Below are 19,224 nucleotides of genomic sequence, written 5' to 3'. Positions count from 1 at the left end.
ACCTCACTAAGATTAATTATAACGGCACCTCATGCTAAGAAACGGTTTTTCAATGGCATACCAAGTCAATGATGACAGTACTAAAGTAATTGGTAAAACAAGTAATAACGTAGTAGAAATAGCATCAAAATAAGGATCATTAGTAAAAACCACCAACCAATTCCCTTTCTGAATTGTGCTTATTACCACATAATGCCAAAGATAAACTGAAAAACTAACCACGCCTAAAGACGTAAGTTTATCAAATAAAAAGTTAGGTAAATGTTTTGCTATCGCACAATAACCAATAATAAAGCAAATACATATAACAGCTTCAATAGTTGGTACAAAAATCCGCCAATCTTCATTAACAGGCCAACCACCCTGATAATTAAACCAGAAAGCCAATACTACAAAACCTATCAATCCGATAAAGAAATAAATTGAGTGTAGTATTTTCTTCCCAGAAGCCAATATGTACCCAACTAGCATACCAATTAAAAATTGATCAGCTCTTCCAAGTAAAGTCCAATAACTCATATCCCGTGGACTCGCCCCATGCATAACAGCAATGAAACGCAACAATATTACTAAAGATAGCAAAGCAAATATAAAACTCACTCCATTCCGGTTAAGAATCAACATGAGTAATGGAAAGAGAAGATAAAACTGAAACTCAACAGATAAAGCCCAGAACATTGCAGTAAAAGGCCAAATATCCAGCCTACCATTAACATTCCCCATCATTAACACAGTCTGAATGAAAGATTGAAGTCCAAATGCTTTAGGAAAAGCACAAATGCCAGCAATCAAAAACAATATCATCAAAGGATAGATACGCAAAACTCGATTGTACAAAAATCTTTTATACTGAATATCTCTCCCTGTGTTTCCATAAGCGAATATAAACCCACTTAAAACCATGAATAAAGACAAAGATATATGAGCCTCAACAAGAAGCGCCATAAACGGATTATTTGTCTCAATCCAATAATTAAAACTGAATGGCTCATTGAAACGAAGTTGATAAGAAAAAACATGCAATCCGTGATAAAGCAAAATAGTTAATGCAGCAAAACCTCGTATGTGATCTAATTCTGCCATATAACCGACGTTCTGACTCTTCATTAATACAACACCTGAGGCTCATTCATCATTAACTTAAGATCTGACGCAATTAAATTAGATAAACTTTTCTCACAATCATGTATAAAAAAGTGCTCGCCTTCCATCAAAGATATTTTAATTTCTTGGCTCGCATTCTCTCGCCATAAATGAAGCTTTTTATAATCCACTTCAATGTCATTTCGTGCACCTATTACTCTTATGGGTACTGATGTTTTTGTATTGACATCATTTCGAAGAAGCCACTCGCTCAATGAAAAATCAGCTCTAATTATGGGCAGTAAGAATGACATAAGCTCTTCATTTTCCAACACTTCTGGCGGGGAACCATTTAAGAACTTCAACTCTTCTATTAGTTCTGCATCAGATAAATTAAAACGAGGACGAATTCCTTTACCTATAACCGGAGCCTGCCTTCCTGAAACAAACAATGCTTGGGTATTAACTCCCCGCTGTGCCGCATAATCAGATAAATGAAATGCTAACCCGGCCCCCATACTGTGCCCTAAAAGCGCAAAAGGACGCTGTTGTTTAGCCAAAACATCAGCAAATACCTGTTTTGTAAGAGCTTCTACCGAGACAATTAAATCTTCACAGATTCGTGAACCATGACCTGGCAGCTCAATTGGCTGAACAGCTATCCACTCAGGCATGAAGCTATCCCACTGGCGATAAATGCTGGCATTTCCACCAGCATAAGGTAAACACAATAAATCAATCTTTGCCGCTTTTTTGGTTGACGGAAACGGTATCCACTTATTCGACATGCTAAGTCTCCCTAAAATGTAAAACTCTTGCCTTTTTCTCGTCGCTGACGAGAATTCGACGTTTTTTTGTTATTCAACTCAGCATCTAACGCTCTTAAACATGAATAGGTAAATAACCACGTAACGGGAAATTCTTTTTGTAATACTTTTTGAATATCCCCATGCGCCGCAACCAAAGTAACTGATGTGGCCCCTGCTTCAAAAAAGTTCTCATCCGGATGCAATTCAGAAAGTTGCAATGTTTCACACAGAATATCTTTCAGTACACACATCGTTCTGGACAAATCACAAACGGTATCTACGGATTCGAATTCAATCGCTGGCAATGCCTTTCGATCAACTTTTCCATTGGCACTCAGAGGTAGGGTCGGTAGTAGAACAATATGCCGAGGAACCATGTAGTAAGGTAAGTATTGAGCGGTATACTCTTTTAGGGTATCAGGACTAATCATCGAAGAACGCTGGGCGACAACATAACTCACCAACACACTTTGAGCTGAATTTTTCTGTACTTCGACAACAACTCGCTCTACGGACTGATGTGATTGCAATACATGCTCAATCTCACCTAGCTCAATTCTGTGACCACCGATCTTCACCTGATGATCATTTCGCCCAAGAAACTCTAGAGTACCATCCTGCCAAAACCTAGCCCTATCACCGGTCTGGTATAGTCGTTCTTGCCCATGCGCAATAAAAGCAGCAACAGTTTTGGCTTCATCACCCCAGTAGCTTTTTGCTAATCCGGCCCCTCCGATATACAGATCGCCCTCAACCCAATCAGGCCTGTCGCTCATATACTTATCTAATACACGGTAATATTGATGCGTTAATGGCTTTCCATAAGGAACAGACGCCCAATGACTTGGTACATTATCTGCTGATTGCCAGTTAGACCAAATAGCGGCCTCAGTTGCACCACCTAAAGCAACAATGCGAGCACTTGAAGCTATAGCTTTAATTCGCTGCGGAAGGTTAAGCGGCACCCAATCACCACTAAGCAAAACCAGCCTCAATGATTCAGGCAGCTTCAAGTTCTGGCTTTCACACCAGGTAACCAGCATCTCAAGCAATGCCGGGACTGAATTCCATATTGTTACCTGATTTTGATGCAGTTTGTGATACCAATGTTCTGGGTTTCTTTCATTTCCGTCTTCAGGGAAAAGGACGCTACCGCCCGACATTAGAGGCATGAAAATATCATAAACTGATAAATCAAAATTCAATGCAGAAAGTGCGAACGTGCGATCTTCAGGGTGTGCCCCAAAGCGGGACGCCATATCATCAAGTGTATTTCGCACCGCGCCATGACCCATTTCCACACCTTTCGGTGTCCCAGTCGACCCTGATGTAAAAATGATATAAGCCGAATGATCGCCATCGTATGCAGCCATGTTTAACTCGGTCTTGAGTTCCTTTTCAAAACTAGTCTCTACTACCAAAGAGGCTAGTTGACTGATATCCGGCATCGGATGTTGAGCACTGTACAAGACCAAAGCAGGGTTCGCTTGTGAGATAATATTCTTGTAACGCTCCACTGGTGTATCTATTGAAAGCGGTACATAAACTGCGCCCGCCATATGGCACGCAACAACAGCGGCAACTTGCTCGGCCCCTTTAGGTAACATCACTAACACATGATCGCCGACAGCCACACCTTGTTGCCGTATTTGCTTTGCCAACGTACAACACCATTGATGTAGTTCCTCATAAGTGAGGGATTCACCATTACCATCAATGACGGCGACTCGCTCCTTAAAGCTGAGCATACTATCTAACACTGGCTGCTGAAGAGTCAGTGCCCGCGTTGAGTAGCCAGCCTCAAAAGAATGGATTTTGTTTCGTACTCCGGCTTGTTCACCTGGTAGCGTTCGCGCTGGAGGCGTTGTCCAGGCATCATCCTGTAAGGCTAACTCTTTCAGGCAATGGAGGTATTGTTCCAACATGACCTCTATCGCTGCTACATCCAGTGCCTGTCTGGAAATGTCCCAGTTGAACATCAGTTTGCCATTTTCTTCCCGTAACTGGTGATCAAAAGTCACCTGCGGTGTTTGGCTCAAACCATAAACCTCTTGCCAGCCAAGGGATTCAAAGCTTGTACTCTCCTCTCCCATCAACAGACTGGTAAATACAACAGGCATCAGAGCACCAGAATAATTTTGCTGCATACGGGCTAGTTGACGAAGTAAATCAACACCATCGACTAAGCTATATTCAATTCTCTCAAGTAACTTATCCTGTACCTGCCGAACCTGATCAATAAATGGCCGAGCCATCTCATCAAAGTCGATAAGTGTATTATTGGTAAATTCACCGAGTATTTGCTGAACCTGATCATGGACAGGGTGGCGATTGAATAATGTTACATTGAGCGTCAACGCTTCGTTCGTACTCCAACGCGACAAAGTAACCGCAAACAAAGTCATTACTGCTGTCGATGGCGTTACATTTAGCTGACGGCAACGTTGCTTAAATGCCTGCCAATAAACAGCATCCACTTCTCCTCTTAAGCGATGAAACCCATTATGGTTTTTATCACGAACAGCGGACGGCAGCTTCGGAGCCGGAGGTAATCCCTCAAGCTCGTTATCCCAGTATCTTTTCGCTTCTGCACGTCGGGTTAAAAATTCATCCCCATGAACATACTGCAGGTAATCACGGAAAGTCACACCAGGTGTCGATGGCAGGTGATGGTGTTCTATCAAGCTAAACCATTCGCGGAACATCAGCTGACAACTCCATGCATCAAGCGTCATCAAGTCGATACTTGTATGCAATCGCAAACCATGATCATGTAGCGTCGCTTTTATATCAAATAGCGGCCATTTATCCGCAGGTCGAATCTGCGTCTCCATCTCATTGCGGATATCTTTCAGAGCCTTTTTCACTTCATCTGATGATGCCCCACGCAAATCACGACATGAAATCGTGTAGAACGGTACTTCCTGCAATACTTGCTGAAAACCGTCCTTCGTAATCACAGTACGTAACATATCATGACGTTGAATAACCTTATTCAGAGCTATTTCTGTGCTTTCAAGGCTGGCTGACGGGTGTTCAAGCTCCACATAAGAGTGCGCTGCAACCCCTCCTAAATTCAATGCATCGGAACGACCGACTAAATAAGCTTGCTGAATCGGAGTAATTTCAAACGGCAGATACCTTTCACGACTATTGTGAACAACTTCCTTTACATTATTTTTCTTATCATTTGCCTGAAGCTGCTCAATCAACGCAGCTTTATTCTGACGCAACTGTTGCTTTAGTGCTTCATCCATCGCGCCCTTTGGTGCCCGGAACTTAAGCTGTCCAGACTCTTGCCATATTTCGATATTGCGTTCTGCAAGCGTGTTCAGCAGGTTAATCATTGTCATAGCGAGCCCTCCTCAAACGACTGGGTGAAAGACAGTTGTGGCAGGGACGTTGAATTTGCAGCACCGCCGACCATACAAGATAAAAATAACTGGGATGAATGTAACGACAGTGCCTCTTTTAAAAGTTCAGGACGAGCATCACCTATCTGGCATACCGATAGACCGCATTGCTGCGCCGACATCTCAAGTAACTGAGAAATAGCCCCCGTTTCAATAAGACCAAAAGGAACACTAGCCTGCTCATAGAGCGGGGCAATTGCCGCCAGTTCAAGAACAAACACCACCATAAATGAAGCATCATTAACCCAGGTGCCATTTCCAATTGAAAAGCGGCTAAAGAGCTCGTCTGACAGTTCCGAAGCAACCCGTTGTAGCTGGTGCAAATCAGGCTGATAGTAAAATGCACCGGAAAGTTGCTCTGTATTAAACTTAGGGTTTATTAACAAATAAGTTTGTACCGCTTGCTGGCCACCGGCAGAACCATAATTAAACTTTCTTTGCCCATTTAAGAAATAACTGCGTAGAGGCTCAAACCACTGGCCCAGTTGTGTTTCAGTCGGAAGTACCTGCGCAAATGATCTTCTACTTTCCCGGAACCATTTCAGATCCGGCAGTTCCAACTGAGGCAAAGATATTTGCTCTACTAGATCATTACGGATCGCAACACGTGACTGTTTGAACAACAGACGCGCATTTTGATCTTTCAGTGCTTGGTGACGGGCAAAATAGTCACTGGCTGTTGTCTGATCAGCAAACCATTGCATTGTGTCTGAATTAGTTGTTTTTTCACTGTGCTTACAATGCTGGGAAATTAAATCGACGATACTTTTTACGGCCGGGCTACGAGCCAAATCAGGCAACCGGGGCCTGAAGCCAAACTTGGCTTCAATATGGGTGGCGATCGCAATCAAATCCACCGATGTGGCACCTAGGTCCAGTAATGAATCTTGGATCTGTATCGCCGGTTGTTTTAATACCTCGCCTAACAGGCTTAATACTTGGGGCGTCATATTCGTGCTAAACGAAATATCCTGACTAGGTATTACTGGCTGCTCTGGTGTCGAATGCATATTCTTCAATACAGAACGGTCAAGCTTCGCATTCACGGTTAAAGGCCATTGTTCCAGGAAATACCAGGCCACCGGCACCATGTATGATGGCAGCGCCGATTGACACAGTTCAATCAGTTCCCCTTCAAACCGCTCAGAACCAACAACGAAAGCCACAAGCTGCATTTGATGGCGTTCGCCAACGGCCATAACCAACGCATCTTTCACCTTCGGATGCTTATTGATTACCGTCATTATCTCACCGGTTTCAACCCGGTACCCATTAACTTTGACCTGATTGTCTTTACGACCAAGGAATTCAATTGAACCATCATCCCGATAACGGCCGTGATCCCCTGTTTTATATAATGTCACACCAGTTTCTGGGTGTGAGAAAAAACTCTGCTGAGTTTTATCTTCATCGTCAAAATAACCACAAGCTAATCCTTTACCTGCAATGTAGATTTCTCCTTCCTTACAGATCGGTGCAATGTTTAATTGCTGATCAAGCACATAAACTTGCTGCCCACCAAGAGCATTGCCATATGGAATACTTACCCAGTCCGATTCAACTTGTTTAATCGGATAATAAATTGACCAAATAGAGGCTTCCGTTGCGCCTCCCAAACTGTATTGGGCTAGTTCTGGCCATAACTTCCAAGCCGACTCAGGCAAATCCAGAGGGATCCAGTCACCACTCATCATCACAGACTGTAATGGAATTTCAGCAGCCTGATTCGGATGTAAAGAAACATAATCAACCAACAAGGCGAATAAGCTTGGCACTGAGTTCCATAGCGTCACCTCATACTGCCTGCACAATGATGCCCAATGAGACGGATCCAGTGCGAACTCTTCACTCGGCAGAACTAATGCACCACCTTGACCAAGCACACCAAAAATATCGTAAACCGATAAATCAAAATGCAATGCGGACAAAGATAAAACACAATCTTTTTCTGTGATATTAAAGCGAGCATTAATATCAAGCACGGTATTCATGGCGGCTTGATGAGTGATCATCACTCCTTTAGGCATTCCCGTCGAACCTGACGTATAAATAATATAAGCCAGCTCATTAACAGCTTGACAAGGAGACTCCTCTAAACACGCCAGATCACCAGACATTGTTATATCAGTACATATCACCGATATACCCGAGGGCAGCTCAAGTTCAGTCGACTCACTCAGCACCACCCGGGCTTGTAAGTCAGTGAGTATTTTATCTCTACGCTTTTGAGGCTGTTGCGGGGACACAGGAACATACGCACCACCGGCAATTAAAATAGCTAAACACGCAGCGATCTGAGTCGGGCCTTTGGAAAGCATTACCGGAACAGGCTCCCCAGGTTTCAATTGCAGATCATTTAGCTGCTCAACCAGTGCCGCAACTACCCTCGCTAAATGGCCATGTGTGATAACCTGTTCATCCTGAATAATTGCAGGCTTATCTGCATGCGCCCCCCAATTTTGAAGCCATAGAGACTGCAGCAAAGCATTAGGCTGATCCTCGTGTGCCTGCATAACCAAATCAGTAGAACTTGGCTTAGCTGCCTGATAACAAACCACATCAAGTGAGCTATGCCCGGCTGAAATGCCATGAATATTTGCAATAAATGTTTCCAGCATGGTTTCAATCATTTGAGCCGGAAACGCCCCTTCTACCACATCCCACTGAACAAGCAACTCACCTGACATTTCAGTTATCTGGTTATCTAAAAGAACCTGGGCAGTTTGGCCTCGGGCATGGACTGGGTACCCAGGCTGTAGATGCTGGTTTTTCAGCAACCGTGCATCGTTTTGAGTTAATGTGCTGGTAAATACCACTGGCATCAAGATGCCTCCCAACTGGTTTGCAGCAGTTGCCATGTCAGACATCACACTCATACCACTGTAATCCTGGTGTTCGATGTCATCCCACAATTGTTGCTGCAGACGCCTAGCCCGCTCCAATTTTGTCTCGAGCGGCCTCATGTCCATTTCAAAAATCATGGTATTGGTAAAATCACCAACCAAGCGATCCACATCTGAATGAAGAGGCTTTCTGTTGAACATCGTCATATTCAGGCTGAAATGGGCATTATCACTCCACTGTGAAAGCACCTCACCAAACAGCGTTAACAACAATGTCGAAGGAGTTAACCCTTCATCCATACAGGTACGTTTAAATTCTTGCCAGACCTTGGCACTAACTGTTCTAACGAGACGATGAAATGACGGAACACTCATTTCATCAGGAGCATTATTGAGCGGCAGCTCCGGTGCCGACGGAATTTGGGCGACTTTGCTTTTCCAATAGGCAACTGCCAATGGGTCAACCGACTCTTTCGAATCCAACAGTACATAATCACGGAACGAAAAGTCGATTGCAGGTAACTTTTCGTTCGGCGAATGATAAAGCACGGCAGCCTCATCCAGCAAAGTCAAAAAGCTTTGCTGATCCATAATCAGTAGATCAAGGCCAAAGTGAATTCGCCAGCTTGAGTCAGGTAAACGAGAAAACTCCAGACCAAATAATGGCCACTGCTCATGGGGACGGATATCAGTCGCAATTCGCTGGCGAATATCATCTAACTTCGACTCAGGATCATTACAAATCGTCAAATCATGCACGGTATACGTCAGTTCAGGCACAGAAGGTAATATCTTCTGTTCCTCATGATTTAAAATGATGCAACGAAGCATTTCATGTCTGTCAATCAATTGCAGCCACGCAGCATGATAAGCAGCAGGATCGAGCTCTGAACAATCCAATTCATAATAAAATTGGCATGAAACACCACCAAGTGGTAGTGAAGCATTACGGCCAAGTAAATACCCTTTCTGAATTTCTGTTAGTGGAAAAGGCTCATACTTTTCTTCTTCCGTACTGACTGCTATAAACTTCGGTTCTGATACCGCTAATAACTGTTGCAACAATTCATCATCGCTTACGTTATCGTCAATATAACTCATTCCGACACTACCTCTTGGGACTGGTTATTCTTATGTTGGATTGACTGGGCTAGCCCACGTTTTTCTTCGCTACTCATCTGATTTAATTTCAAATACAGAGAGGATATTCTTTCGGCCTGTGCTGTATCTGCGAGTTCCGTAGCCAACTGCCTAGGCGTTCTGCACCGAATAAAATCAGCCAATCCCATCTCCGTCTTATAGATACTCCTTAACTTAGAAACCATACGGACCGCAGCTAATGAATCACCGCCCAATTGCAGGAAGTCATCAGTGACATTGACGGAAATCAGCCCTAGGGCTTCTGCAAAAATCAGGCATAGGCAACGTTCAAGATCTGACTCTGAACCAGTGTCCTCACCAAGAGCGACAGCTGATAAAACAGCTTTGTTTTGACTTAATACCTGAGTCAACATGGCTTGGCGCTTATCCATCCCCAGCGGAGATACCACAGAATACGGCAGTGATAACCTCATTAATGCAGCCATTATCGAAATGCCTTGCTCAACGGTAACCGCACCCAACAAACTATCTTGGAACAGCTCTTCCGACGCATCCAGACTTTGCCCTAACTCACCAACCGGTTGCCATGCATCCCACGCGATAGTCTGAATCTTAGGCAAAGATGTCTGTTCTTCCGCCAGCGCATTCAGGAACATATTTGCCGCGCCATAGTCAGCACAACCAACACCGGAAATTTCTGAAGTAATAGATGAGAACAAGACCAGATTACGGCAATGAACTTGGCTTAACTTTTCTCTGAGATACCAGGCAGCCCGGGCTTTACAGTGAACATTGCTGTCCGTATTGAGCGGGTCGAGTTGCTCTAGATCCTGATTGATATATCGGCTCGTCAGTAGCCAGGCACTGTTTACCGAGCCATGCTTGGATTTAATCGAAGCGAACAATGTGTTCAGAGAATCAGAATCACCAAGATCACACTGGTAGTAACTCAGCGACGTTTTCGACTGCTCCAAATACGATTTAAGCGCAACAAATGCCGGACGCTTTTCGAGTTCTTCATAAGATGATCGTCCCGTCAACACCAAATGCTCTGTCTGGCTCGCGAGGTGATGCGCAAGCTGGAGGCCAATACCACCAGTTCCACCGAACAGCAATACAACGTTATTCTTGTCTTCCGGGCTATTACCTAGATGTGGACCCATTCGGCCTTGAGAGCCCAACGACACAGAAACCCACTCTTTGCGCCACAATCGCCCAAACCGTTCTGCAACATAGGAAAAATCATCCCCCCTAACAGGCGCAGCAAACGCAATCTTGTTAATCATTGGCCAGTTGATAGATTGATCTAACTCAATTGTATTCACCGAGATTGATTGATTCTCAAGCGATAAATTTCTTGCAACACCAATAGATAACGCGCCAATCGGATTCAGGGCCTCACAACCAATTACGCTATGTAATGCAGGAACCACCAAGGTAAGTTGCCCTTGCCACTGGCGTTGGATTAATTCACGGGATAGATAGACTAAAGCGTCATAACTCAGTTGCTTTCCTTGCTCAAACTGATGATCCGATACCTGCATTGGCCAGGCAAAAATAACACTCTGGCAATCATCAAGCCGCGAACCTAACCGATTAAACAGTTCGCTGAAATGCTCTGGTTGAGTCGGGTCAATATAAAAACCTTGCGACGTACTTTCGAAATAATCAGCAGGTTGAACCTGGATCCCCTCGACTAAATTTTCATCGGCAGGTAAGAAACAAAGAACATTTTGTAATTCCCCAGCACTCTCTTTTTGTTGCAAATACCATGATGGTACTTGCGACCACTTTGCCGTCTTTATCCATTCAGATTCCGGCAGCAGCTCCTGCTCTGGCTGCACTTCATCACAGTTTTCATGAGACTTCACCGCTGGCAACATATGTTCTTCACGCACAAACGGATACAGTGGCAACGGAATACGCTGACCAGATTCAACCACAACAGGTGAAATGTCCCATCCTTCAACCCAAAGGCGGGCAAGGCTGATCAACCAATCTTCTTCCTGCTGCAGGTATGAACTCAACGTCTGCACTGTTTCAATATTGTGTTCCCTACACTGTGAGCGGACTAGGTTAGACAATACAGTCCCGGGGCCAACCTCAATAGCCTGCGCTTCCGGGCACCAATTTGCCATCAAGTGCATATTATCGCTAAAGCACACAGTTTCCCGCAGATGTCTTACCCAATATTCCGCAGATACCGCAAGTTCCGGCTCATGTAACTGTCCCGTCACATTACTAAACACGGGTATACGAGGTGATTTGAAGTGGATTTTTTCACAACACTGCCTGAAAGAGTCCAAAACGGGCTCTAGCAAATGAGAGTGGAATCCATGAGAAACATTCAGGCGCACGCTGTCGACATTTTGCTCAGAAAGTTGTAGAGCTAACACCTCAATATCATCAGGTTTGCCAGAGATAACGCAACGATCAGCACGGTTGATAACCGCTACAGAAAACCGGGAGTTTAACAACGGGGTAATTTGTTGCTGCGAGCATGACACTGACAACATCGCAGCTCCGGGCAAGCCGCTTACCAAAGAACCTCGCTCATAAACAAGCTGTAACGCCTCCTCAAACGACATCACACCAGCAAGAGCAGCAGCAACATATTCACCTATGCTGTGCCCAAGCATTGCGATCGGTTTAATGCCTTTTTGAATCAATAACTCTGCTACCCCATATTCAACGATAAATAGGCTTAATTGCGTATTCAGGGTTGCTCTAAGCGCTTCATCGTCATGACCAAACATGACTGTTCGTATGTCATAGCCTAATCGTGATTGCAGGTAGCTCGCCGCAAAATCGACTCGCTCACGAAAGACGCTCTCTTGCCTATATAAACTTTCTCCCATCCCTGCAAACTGACTTCCTTGGCCAGGGAAAAGAAACACCACATCTCTTTTTTTACTCTTATCAGTTCGAGCAGAGCGCAATACATTATTTGCGGTTAGCCATTGATCGGAATGTTGCTGTGGGTTTAGTAACGCAGCCTGCCTTTCAGCCAAGTGTCGGCGCCCTGACAACAGGGTATATTCCGCATTAGCCAAACTGCCGGGAAACTCACGTAGATATTGCGCTAAAGAGTGTCGCTGCTCGTTCGCTTGCGACTCTGTACACGCAGACCAACACAGAACATGTGGTTGCTCTCGTTCAGGTAACTCATGACGCTGTACTGTTGGTGGGCCACTGATAATGGCATGAACATTGGTGCCGCCAATACCAAATGAGCTAATTGCAGCAAATGGTAACGACTGATCTTCATCCCAATCCAGACAATGCTGGTTAAAATGGAAACGGCTCCCTTCCATTGGCAATTCAGGATTCGGCTGAGTGAAATTACAAAGCGGTGCGATCTGGCGATCCCTGACGGTAAAAATAGCTTTGATCAAGCCAATTACGCCAGAAACTGTATTCAGGTGTCCTATATTGGCTTTAGCACTTCCCAGATAGCATTTTTGAGAAGCGTCACCATATATTTTCCGAATACTTTCAAACTCAATGGGATCCCCTAAACGCGTACCTGTACCATGCGTTTCAATATACCGGATATCCTCTGCATTCAGGCCACTTAATGCCAACGCTTCTGCAAGCACTGCTGTTTGCCCTTTTACACTCGGAGCCGCTAATCCCGCCTTGTCATAACCATCGTTATTTGCCGCTGTAGCATGAATTACAGCATGGATGGTATCTCCGTTTTCGATAGCATCGTCAAGGCGCTTCAGTACCACTGCCGCTGTACCATTACCACCAATAATACCGTCGGCTGACGCATCAAACGGAGCCACTTTTCCTGTCGGAGACATCGGTCCTCCAGGTTCGGCGACATAACCTAAGTCAAGGTCCAAACACACTGCCGCACCACCAGCCAGAGCCATATCACTCTCACCTTGCAACAGAGATTGAACAGCCAGATGTACAGCGAGCAAACCACTCGAGCAGGCACTCTGAACACAAATTGCAGGTCCTTTGAGGTTCAAGTGATAGGCAGTTTTAGTCGCAATAAAATCCTTATCGCAATTAACCAGCATACGGAAATACTCTGCCCCACCTTGGTGATAACTTTGCGGCTTTACATGCTTCGACGCATAATCATTGTATCCTGCACAGGCAAAAACACCGGTATTAAACGTATCATCGGATTGACCGTATCCAGCATGCTCTAAAGCATGCCAGCATATTTCCAGAAATACTCGTTGTTGAGGATCCATCATCTTCGCTTCAGCGGGCGAAATACCAAAATGCGCCGCATCAAAACAGGTTGCATCTTTTAATGGAAATTTTTTATTGACGTAATCAGGTGAATTATTTCCCACCTGCTCATCAACGGTTTCAATTGCACATTTTCCATACTTTATGTTGTGCCAAAATTCTTCTGCGGTTTCAGCTCCCGGTACACGGGCTGCAAACCCGATAACGGCGATAGCATCACTATTATTCATTAATCTTTACCTCAGACATTGAATATTGTTTGACTTTGTTTTGACGTCTGCGGCGACGCTGTCCCCTTGCAATGGCTGACAAGGTGCTACTGTCTTGCTCTGTTTGACTGTCATAACTACTGGCCAGTTGTTTCAAAACTGGATTGGCAAATATGTGGGAAACCGGTTTTTCTTCACCGGTCAATACAGTTAAGCGGGCATTGAGTGCCACTGCTTTTAATGAATCGCCGCCTAATAAGAAAAAGTTATCGTTAGAGGTCACTGTCTCGACCTGTAATAACACTTTCCATTCGTCAGCAATTAAACTTTCCAGCTGACTCAAGCTCCTCTCTGCCGCAGGAGTTTCAATGTTCACGCTGGCTAATTGGTTTTCGAGCTCTTGGCGATCAACCTTGCCGTTCACCGTCACTGGCAGGTGAGGCAAAACAACAAATCGACGAGGCAACATATGTTCCGGTAAACGATCCCCCAGATCGTGACGTAAGTCGGCCAACTTATGATATAAATCAGAACGATGGCTAACCAGAACCACCCCAATTTGCGGGCTGTTATTCACATTCAACACCAAGGCAATTGCTTGTCTTACTCCTTGTAATTGCTTGCACTGAGCTTCAATTTCACCAAGCTCTATACGTTGCCCGTTAATTTTCACCTGGAAGTCTTTACGCCCTACAAACTGCAACTCGCCATCATGGCGGCGATAACCGAGATCGCCAGAACACAAAATTCTCTCCTCCCCCTCAGGAAGCGCCCCATAGCTATTCGTCAGCACACGCTCCGCAGTCAGTTCCGGCAGGTTACGGTATCCAGGGGTAATACCTACCCCAGCATGGGCTATTTCACCAATAACGCCTTCAGGGCAGATTTCCAAAAGCTCATTCACAATATGCTGGCGTGCATTTAAGGCTGGAGCGCCATAAGGAATGGCCTTGTTTACCATTACTTCCTTATCGGAAATTTCATGAATAATATCGAGCAGAGATACTTCAGTTGGCCCCCCCACACTTACCAAACGGCAAGCCGGAAGTTGGTCAACTATTGTTTGTACCGATGATGGCTCTATCCAATCACCTCCCATGGAGACCAGTCTCAGGGAGTCTGGAAGTGGTTTAGATACCTGTTCGCAAGCACTCAAAAGCATGTTCATAAACGCCGGAACTGAGTTCCAAGCCGTAACCTTATGCGTGTTCATCATGTCAAGCCAAACACTTGGCTCACGTTTATCTTCAGCATCCGGCATAACCAGTGCCCCCCCAGAAGATAAGGTAATGAACAGGTCAAATACCGACATATCGTGGTGAAAAGCAGATATGCTCATGGTGCGATCTTGTTCGGTAAACTCAAATCGCGCTTTCAGGTCATGAATGCGGTTACAAATTCCCTGGTTTGTTATTTCAACACCCTTGGGTTTTCCCGTTGAGCCAGAGGTATACAGAATGTAAGCCAGCCCTTCCCGATTAATGCTTTTTCCGGGCACTGGTAATGCCTGCCCGTTAAGACTAAGTTCACTAACAACTAACTGCGAAACGGAAGATGACCAATCAAGCTCGGCATTTTCTTTATCAATAAGCAGCAAACTTGCACCACTGTCTGTCAGTATTTCCATACGACGCTGTTGCGGTTGCTCAGGATCAATCGGCACATAAGCCATCCCCTGACGCAGCACAGCCAATATGGAAGCTACAAATAACGGCGTTTTCTGCATGCAAATCGCAATACTTTCGGCATTTTCAGGCAAAGTCGCGGCGATTTTTTCTGCGATTGAAAGCAAACGCGCATAAGTCCATTTTTCGCCTAAAGTGATAAGCGCATCGGCATGAAGGGAAGTAAGCGCCTGCTGCTCAAACATCTCAAACAGAGACGGAACAGGTAGAGGTGCTTCTGTTGCATTAATGGCCTGAATAATTTGCTTTTGACGTTCTGGCAGCGAAAGTGTGGCTTTCTGAATCCATCCTTCACCCAAACACAGATTCTCCACCAGCGAAGTAAAGGCTGAGAACATCTCATCAATCAGCAACGGTGGAAACATCTCTTCCAGAACATCCCAAGTAAGCTCAACCCCGGCAGCTGATACCCAGTACTGGCAATCAATCCAGACTTGCGGTGTCTGGGTTCGCATTTCAGTAATCTGTCCCAGTTTGCCAAGATGATCGTGCAAGGTCTCCTCTTGATGATCAGGCATGGTGGTAAACACATAAGGCATCATGACGTTGCTACCAAGATCGCGTAGCAACTGAACACCACTCACCAATCCATGCTCCAACTGTTCCCACAATGTCTGCTGCATACGCTGGGCATAATCAACAAAGGAATCTTGTTTATTTCGCTGACAAGGCAGCAGGGTGAACGAAGCAAATTCACCGATAATGTCATTGACCTGCGGATGAAGAGGATAACGATTGAAACGCGGGACGTTCAGTGTAATATTCTGATGTTGACTCCAACGTGATAATACAAGGGCATAAGCTGCCATAAGAGCACTTGACGGTGTCAATTGATGTGTTCTTCCCTGTACCTGGAACTGTTGCCACTGTTCGCTGGAAAGGAACAGCCGACGGCGCTTCATTACACTCTTTCCGATATCCTCAGCTTTTTTTGCATGAGGCAAGGCTGGTGCCGGGTAGAGTTCAGGCAGCTTTTTCTCCCAATACTGCTTTGCCCTGGTCATTTCCTCAGTATTTTCAAGCTCAGACAGCGCTTTAATATAACGAGAAAAAGTTAGCTCTATTTCCGGTAGATCAACGTCAGGGTCTTGATATAGAGCCAGCAATTCTCTGAAAAATATCTCGTAGCTGGCTCCATCAATACACCATCCATCAAACAAAAAATGAATCACACATTTATCATGACACTGATAAACATATATAAAGTGCTGAGGCCACTGCTCAAGGTTTCGGGATGATGCCCAAAGCGTTTCCCGGTGCCGTTCAATATACTGACGGCATTCTGCAACAGACTGTTCAAGTCTTTCACACACGAAATGAGGTTGTTCTGCCGCAGCAATTACTTTTTGCTGACCATCTTTAGTCACAACCGATCGCATACTAGGATGACGTTGAATAACGGTTTTCCATGCAGCCTGTAAACGCTCAACATCCAGCGATGCTGCCTCAAGCTCGAAGAAAATCTGTATCGGCATCCGGCCGGCAACGCCTTCACCTCGCCCGAGCCAATACGCCATCTGCATATCGGTTAGCGGAAATGCAACCTCAGGAAATACAGACTCAACATCAACATTCTGAGACTCAGCAGTTAAAACTTGAGAAGCGGTTGTACTTTTAGCCACCAGCTGTTGAAGCCCTGTCAACGTTTGAGCTTTCAAAACATCAGTTACGCTGATCCGGATAGCCAGGCAATGCTGTAATTCTGCTGCGATCCGGCTTGCTATCAGCGATGTTCCTCCCAAAGAAATCAGAGAAGCATTTGGATCTTTTTTCTCCTCAGGCACAACTAATGAATCCCACCACGTTTTTTCACATAAGCGATCACGTTCGGAACCTGAATTGCACGTATCAACTCGTTGTGCAGGACGGACAGCTTTACCAATGCATTCCGGCCAATATGATTTGTGAATAAAAGAATACTTTGGCAGGCCCCAAATTCGCGGTAACGTACCTTCTACTTTTGGTACTTCTCCTCCATTCAGAAATGTGCGGACTGCCGCATCGGTGACATCAATTGAGTCATATTGACAACTATGATGGTATTTGACCTCTTGTAACGCCCCCATTGCTGAATGTAAATCCGGACAATAGACCGCTACTCGCCAAGCTAAAGATCCACAGCGCCGAAGCGCTGATGCCAGCACTAATGGCAAGCCATATTTTGACGAAAGTTCAGGAAGGACCTGGCGCCATTGCTCAACCTGTTGCTTCAGCGACTCCTCGCTGTGTGCACTCAAATACAGCCATTGGCAGGCAGGTTGAGAAAACGCCGCCCCATCATCCATTACCTCCGAGCTCAAAATCGCGTGCGCATTTGTACCACTGAAGCCAAAGGAATTAACACCACCATAGTTTGTCACCTGAGACGGCAATGTCTGGGTATCAAGCGGAAGTGTCAACCGGCTTTGCTCTAATGCCAAGCGGGAGTTAACTGCTCCTCTCATAGGTTGAGCTGGCCACTGCCTGAAATGCAGCGACATAGCGAGCTTTAACACACCGGCTAAACCGGCAGCAGCTTCTAGATGGCCAATGCATGATTTAACAGAGCCTAATACACAAGGTTGTTCACTATCATTATCACTGGTAAATATACTCGCCAATGCATTGACTTCGATCGGGTCGCCAAGTGGAGTACCTGTACCATGACATTCGAAAGCTGCCAGCCGATTATGGTCAATTCCCGCTTTCTCTAACGCACTTGTGACCAGTAAGCGCTGACTCATTCCATTAGGTGCCGTCAGGCCGTTACTGCGACCATCCTGGTTTACCGTTGTGGCACAGATCCTTGCTATCGGCGCAATCGCATGATGCATACCTGTACGACTAAGAAATAGAGTGACGTACCCTTCAGAACGAACATAACCATCAGCAAGCTCTGTAAATGTATGGCAATGACCGGACGGACTCAGCATATTGCCGCTTTCCAACGAACGGGCATACTGAGGGTCAAGAATAAGGTTCACCCCCGATACCAATGCATAATCACATTCGCCAGATGAAAGGCTTTGACACGCCTGATGCAGCGCAACAAGAGACGACGAACACGCAGTATCTACAGCCCAGGCCGGACCGATAAAGTCGAATTGGTAAGCAATCCGCCCAGCGATAACGGATAACGCCGTGCCAGTTCCGGAGTGAATATCACATAGCTCATTACCACTCATCAGCAAGCGCTGAAAGTCCTGGGCGCTTGCGCCTATAAATACGCCTGTTTTGCTTTTCTTCAGCTGTTGCGGATCCATGCCCGCATTTTGTATAGCCTGCCAACATGACTCCAGCAACCAGCGTTGCTGTGGATCCATCGTGCGCGCCTCGGCGGCTGCGATACCAAAGAAATCAGCATCAAATTGAGCATGGTTATTTACGGTACCTGCCTTAAAGATAGAGCTGGTTGAATTAAAGCCGGCTTGTTGAGCAAACTGATAAAAATAGTGGTCAGCTGATACTTTCCCCACACTGGCTCTAGCCTCACTAACCAATTTCCAGAAAGCTTCCGGACTATCAGCCCCAGGAACATGGCAGTCAGCCCCTAGAATAGCGATCTGCTCATCAGCTTTGCTTTCTCCAACAGAGTTCTGCACACTCGCCTTCGGCTTTTCGTTATTTACTCCCAAGTCTGTCCGCCCTTCCAACATCGCCATTAAGCAAACTTGAAGAGCTTGTACATTCGGGTAGTCATATAACATCGTACTGGAAAGAGGCAGTGATAATTCAGCTCCGATCCTGTCTATAAATGAGACTCCCATCGCCGAGCTCATGCCCAGCTCTCTAAAGGGAATCTGAGGAGAGATAATATCTGCAGGCAATTGCAACAGTTCTGCCAGCAAGTTGATTAGGGTCTTGTTCAGTTGTTGGTAATTCATTTA

Annotated in this window: 6 protein-coding genes; all 6 read right to left on the bottom strand. The window is 45.4% G+C overall.

The features are described 5' to 3' along the window. Nucleotides 1-12 precede the first annotated feature (12 nt). From C942_RS06310 to C942_RS06285, 6 genes are read right to left on the bottom strand one after another with little or no spacing between them, the layout of a single operon-like run. Complete coding sequence (locus C942_RS06310; RefSeq protein ID WP_007463732.1) at nucleotides 13-1,107, bottom strand: acyltransferase family protein; 1,095 nt, start codon at nucleotides 1,105-1,107, stop codon at nucleotides 13-15. Further along, nucleotides 1,107-1,871: a thioesterase II family protein gene (locus C942_RS06305; protein ID WP_007463730.1), complete on the bottom strand. Its 765-nt coding sequence runs from the start codon at nucleotides 1,869-1,871 to the stop codon at nucleotides 1,107-1,109. The genes C942_RS06310 and C942_RS06305 overlap by 1 nt, the downstream gene beginning before the upstream one ends. An 11-nt stretch (nucleotides 1,872-1,882) precedes the next feature. Continuing rightward, complete coding sequence (locus C942_RS06300; RefSeq protein WP_007463728.1) at nucleotides 1,883-5,245, bottom strand: non-ribosomal peptide synthetase; 3,363 nt, start codon at nucleotides 5,243-5,245, stop codon at nucleotides 1,883-1,885. After that, a complete protein-coding gene (locus tag C942_RS06295) occupies nucleotides 5,242-9,249 on the bottom strand; it encodes a non-ribosomal peptide synthetase (RefSeq protein ID WP_007463726.1) in 4,008 nt (1,335 codons plus the stop codon). Before C942_RS06295 ends, C942_RS06300 begins: the two co-directional genes overlap by 4 nt. Next, nucleotides 9,246-13,694: a type I polyketide synthase gene (locus C942_RS06290; protein ID WP_007463724.1), complete on the bottom strand. Its 4,449-nt coding sequence runs from the start codon at nucleotides 13,692-13,694 to the stop codon at nucleotides 9,246-9,248. The genes C942_RS06295 and C942_RS06290 overlap by 4 nt, the downstream gene beginning before the upstream one ends. Further along, the gene (locus C942_RS06285) at nucleotides 13,687-19,221 is read right to left on the bottom strand and encodes a non-ribosomal peptide synthetase (protein WP_007463722.1); all 5,535 of its coding nucleotides are present in this window, start codon (nucleotides 19,219-19,221) and stop codon (nucleotides 13,687-13,689) included. Before C942_RS06285 ends, C942_RS06290 begins: the two co-directional genes overlap by 8 nt. Between the last annotated feature and the right edge of the window lie 3 nt (nucleotides 19,222-19,224).

It is taken from the genome of Photobacterium marinum, assembly GCF_000331515.1.
Classification (GTDB): Bacteria; Pseudomonadota; Gammaproteobacteria; order Enterobacterales; family Vibrionaceae; genus Photobacterium; species Photobacterium marinum.
Note: the sequence above shows the minus strand (reverse complement) of the source record. Positions and strands in the feature narration are given on the sequence as shown.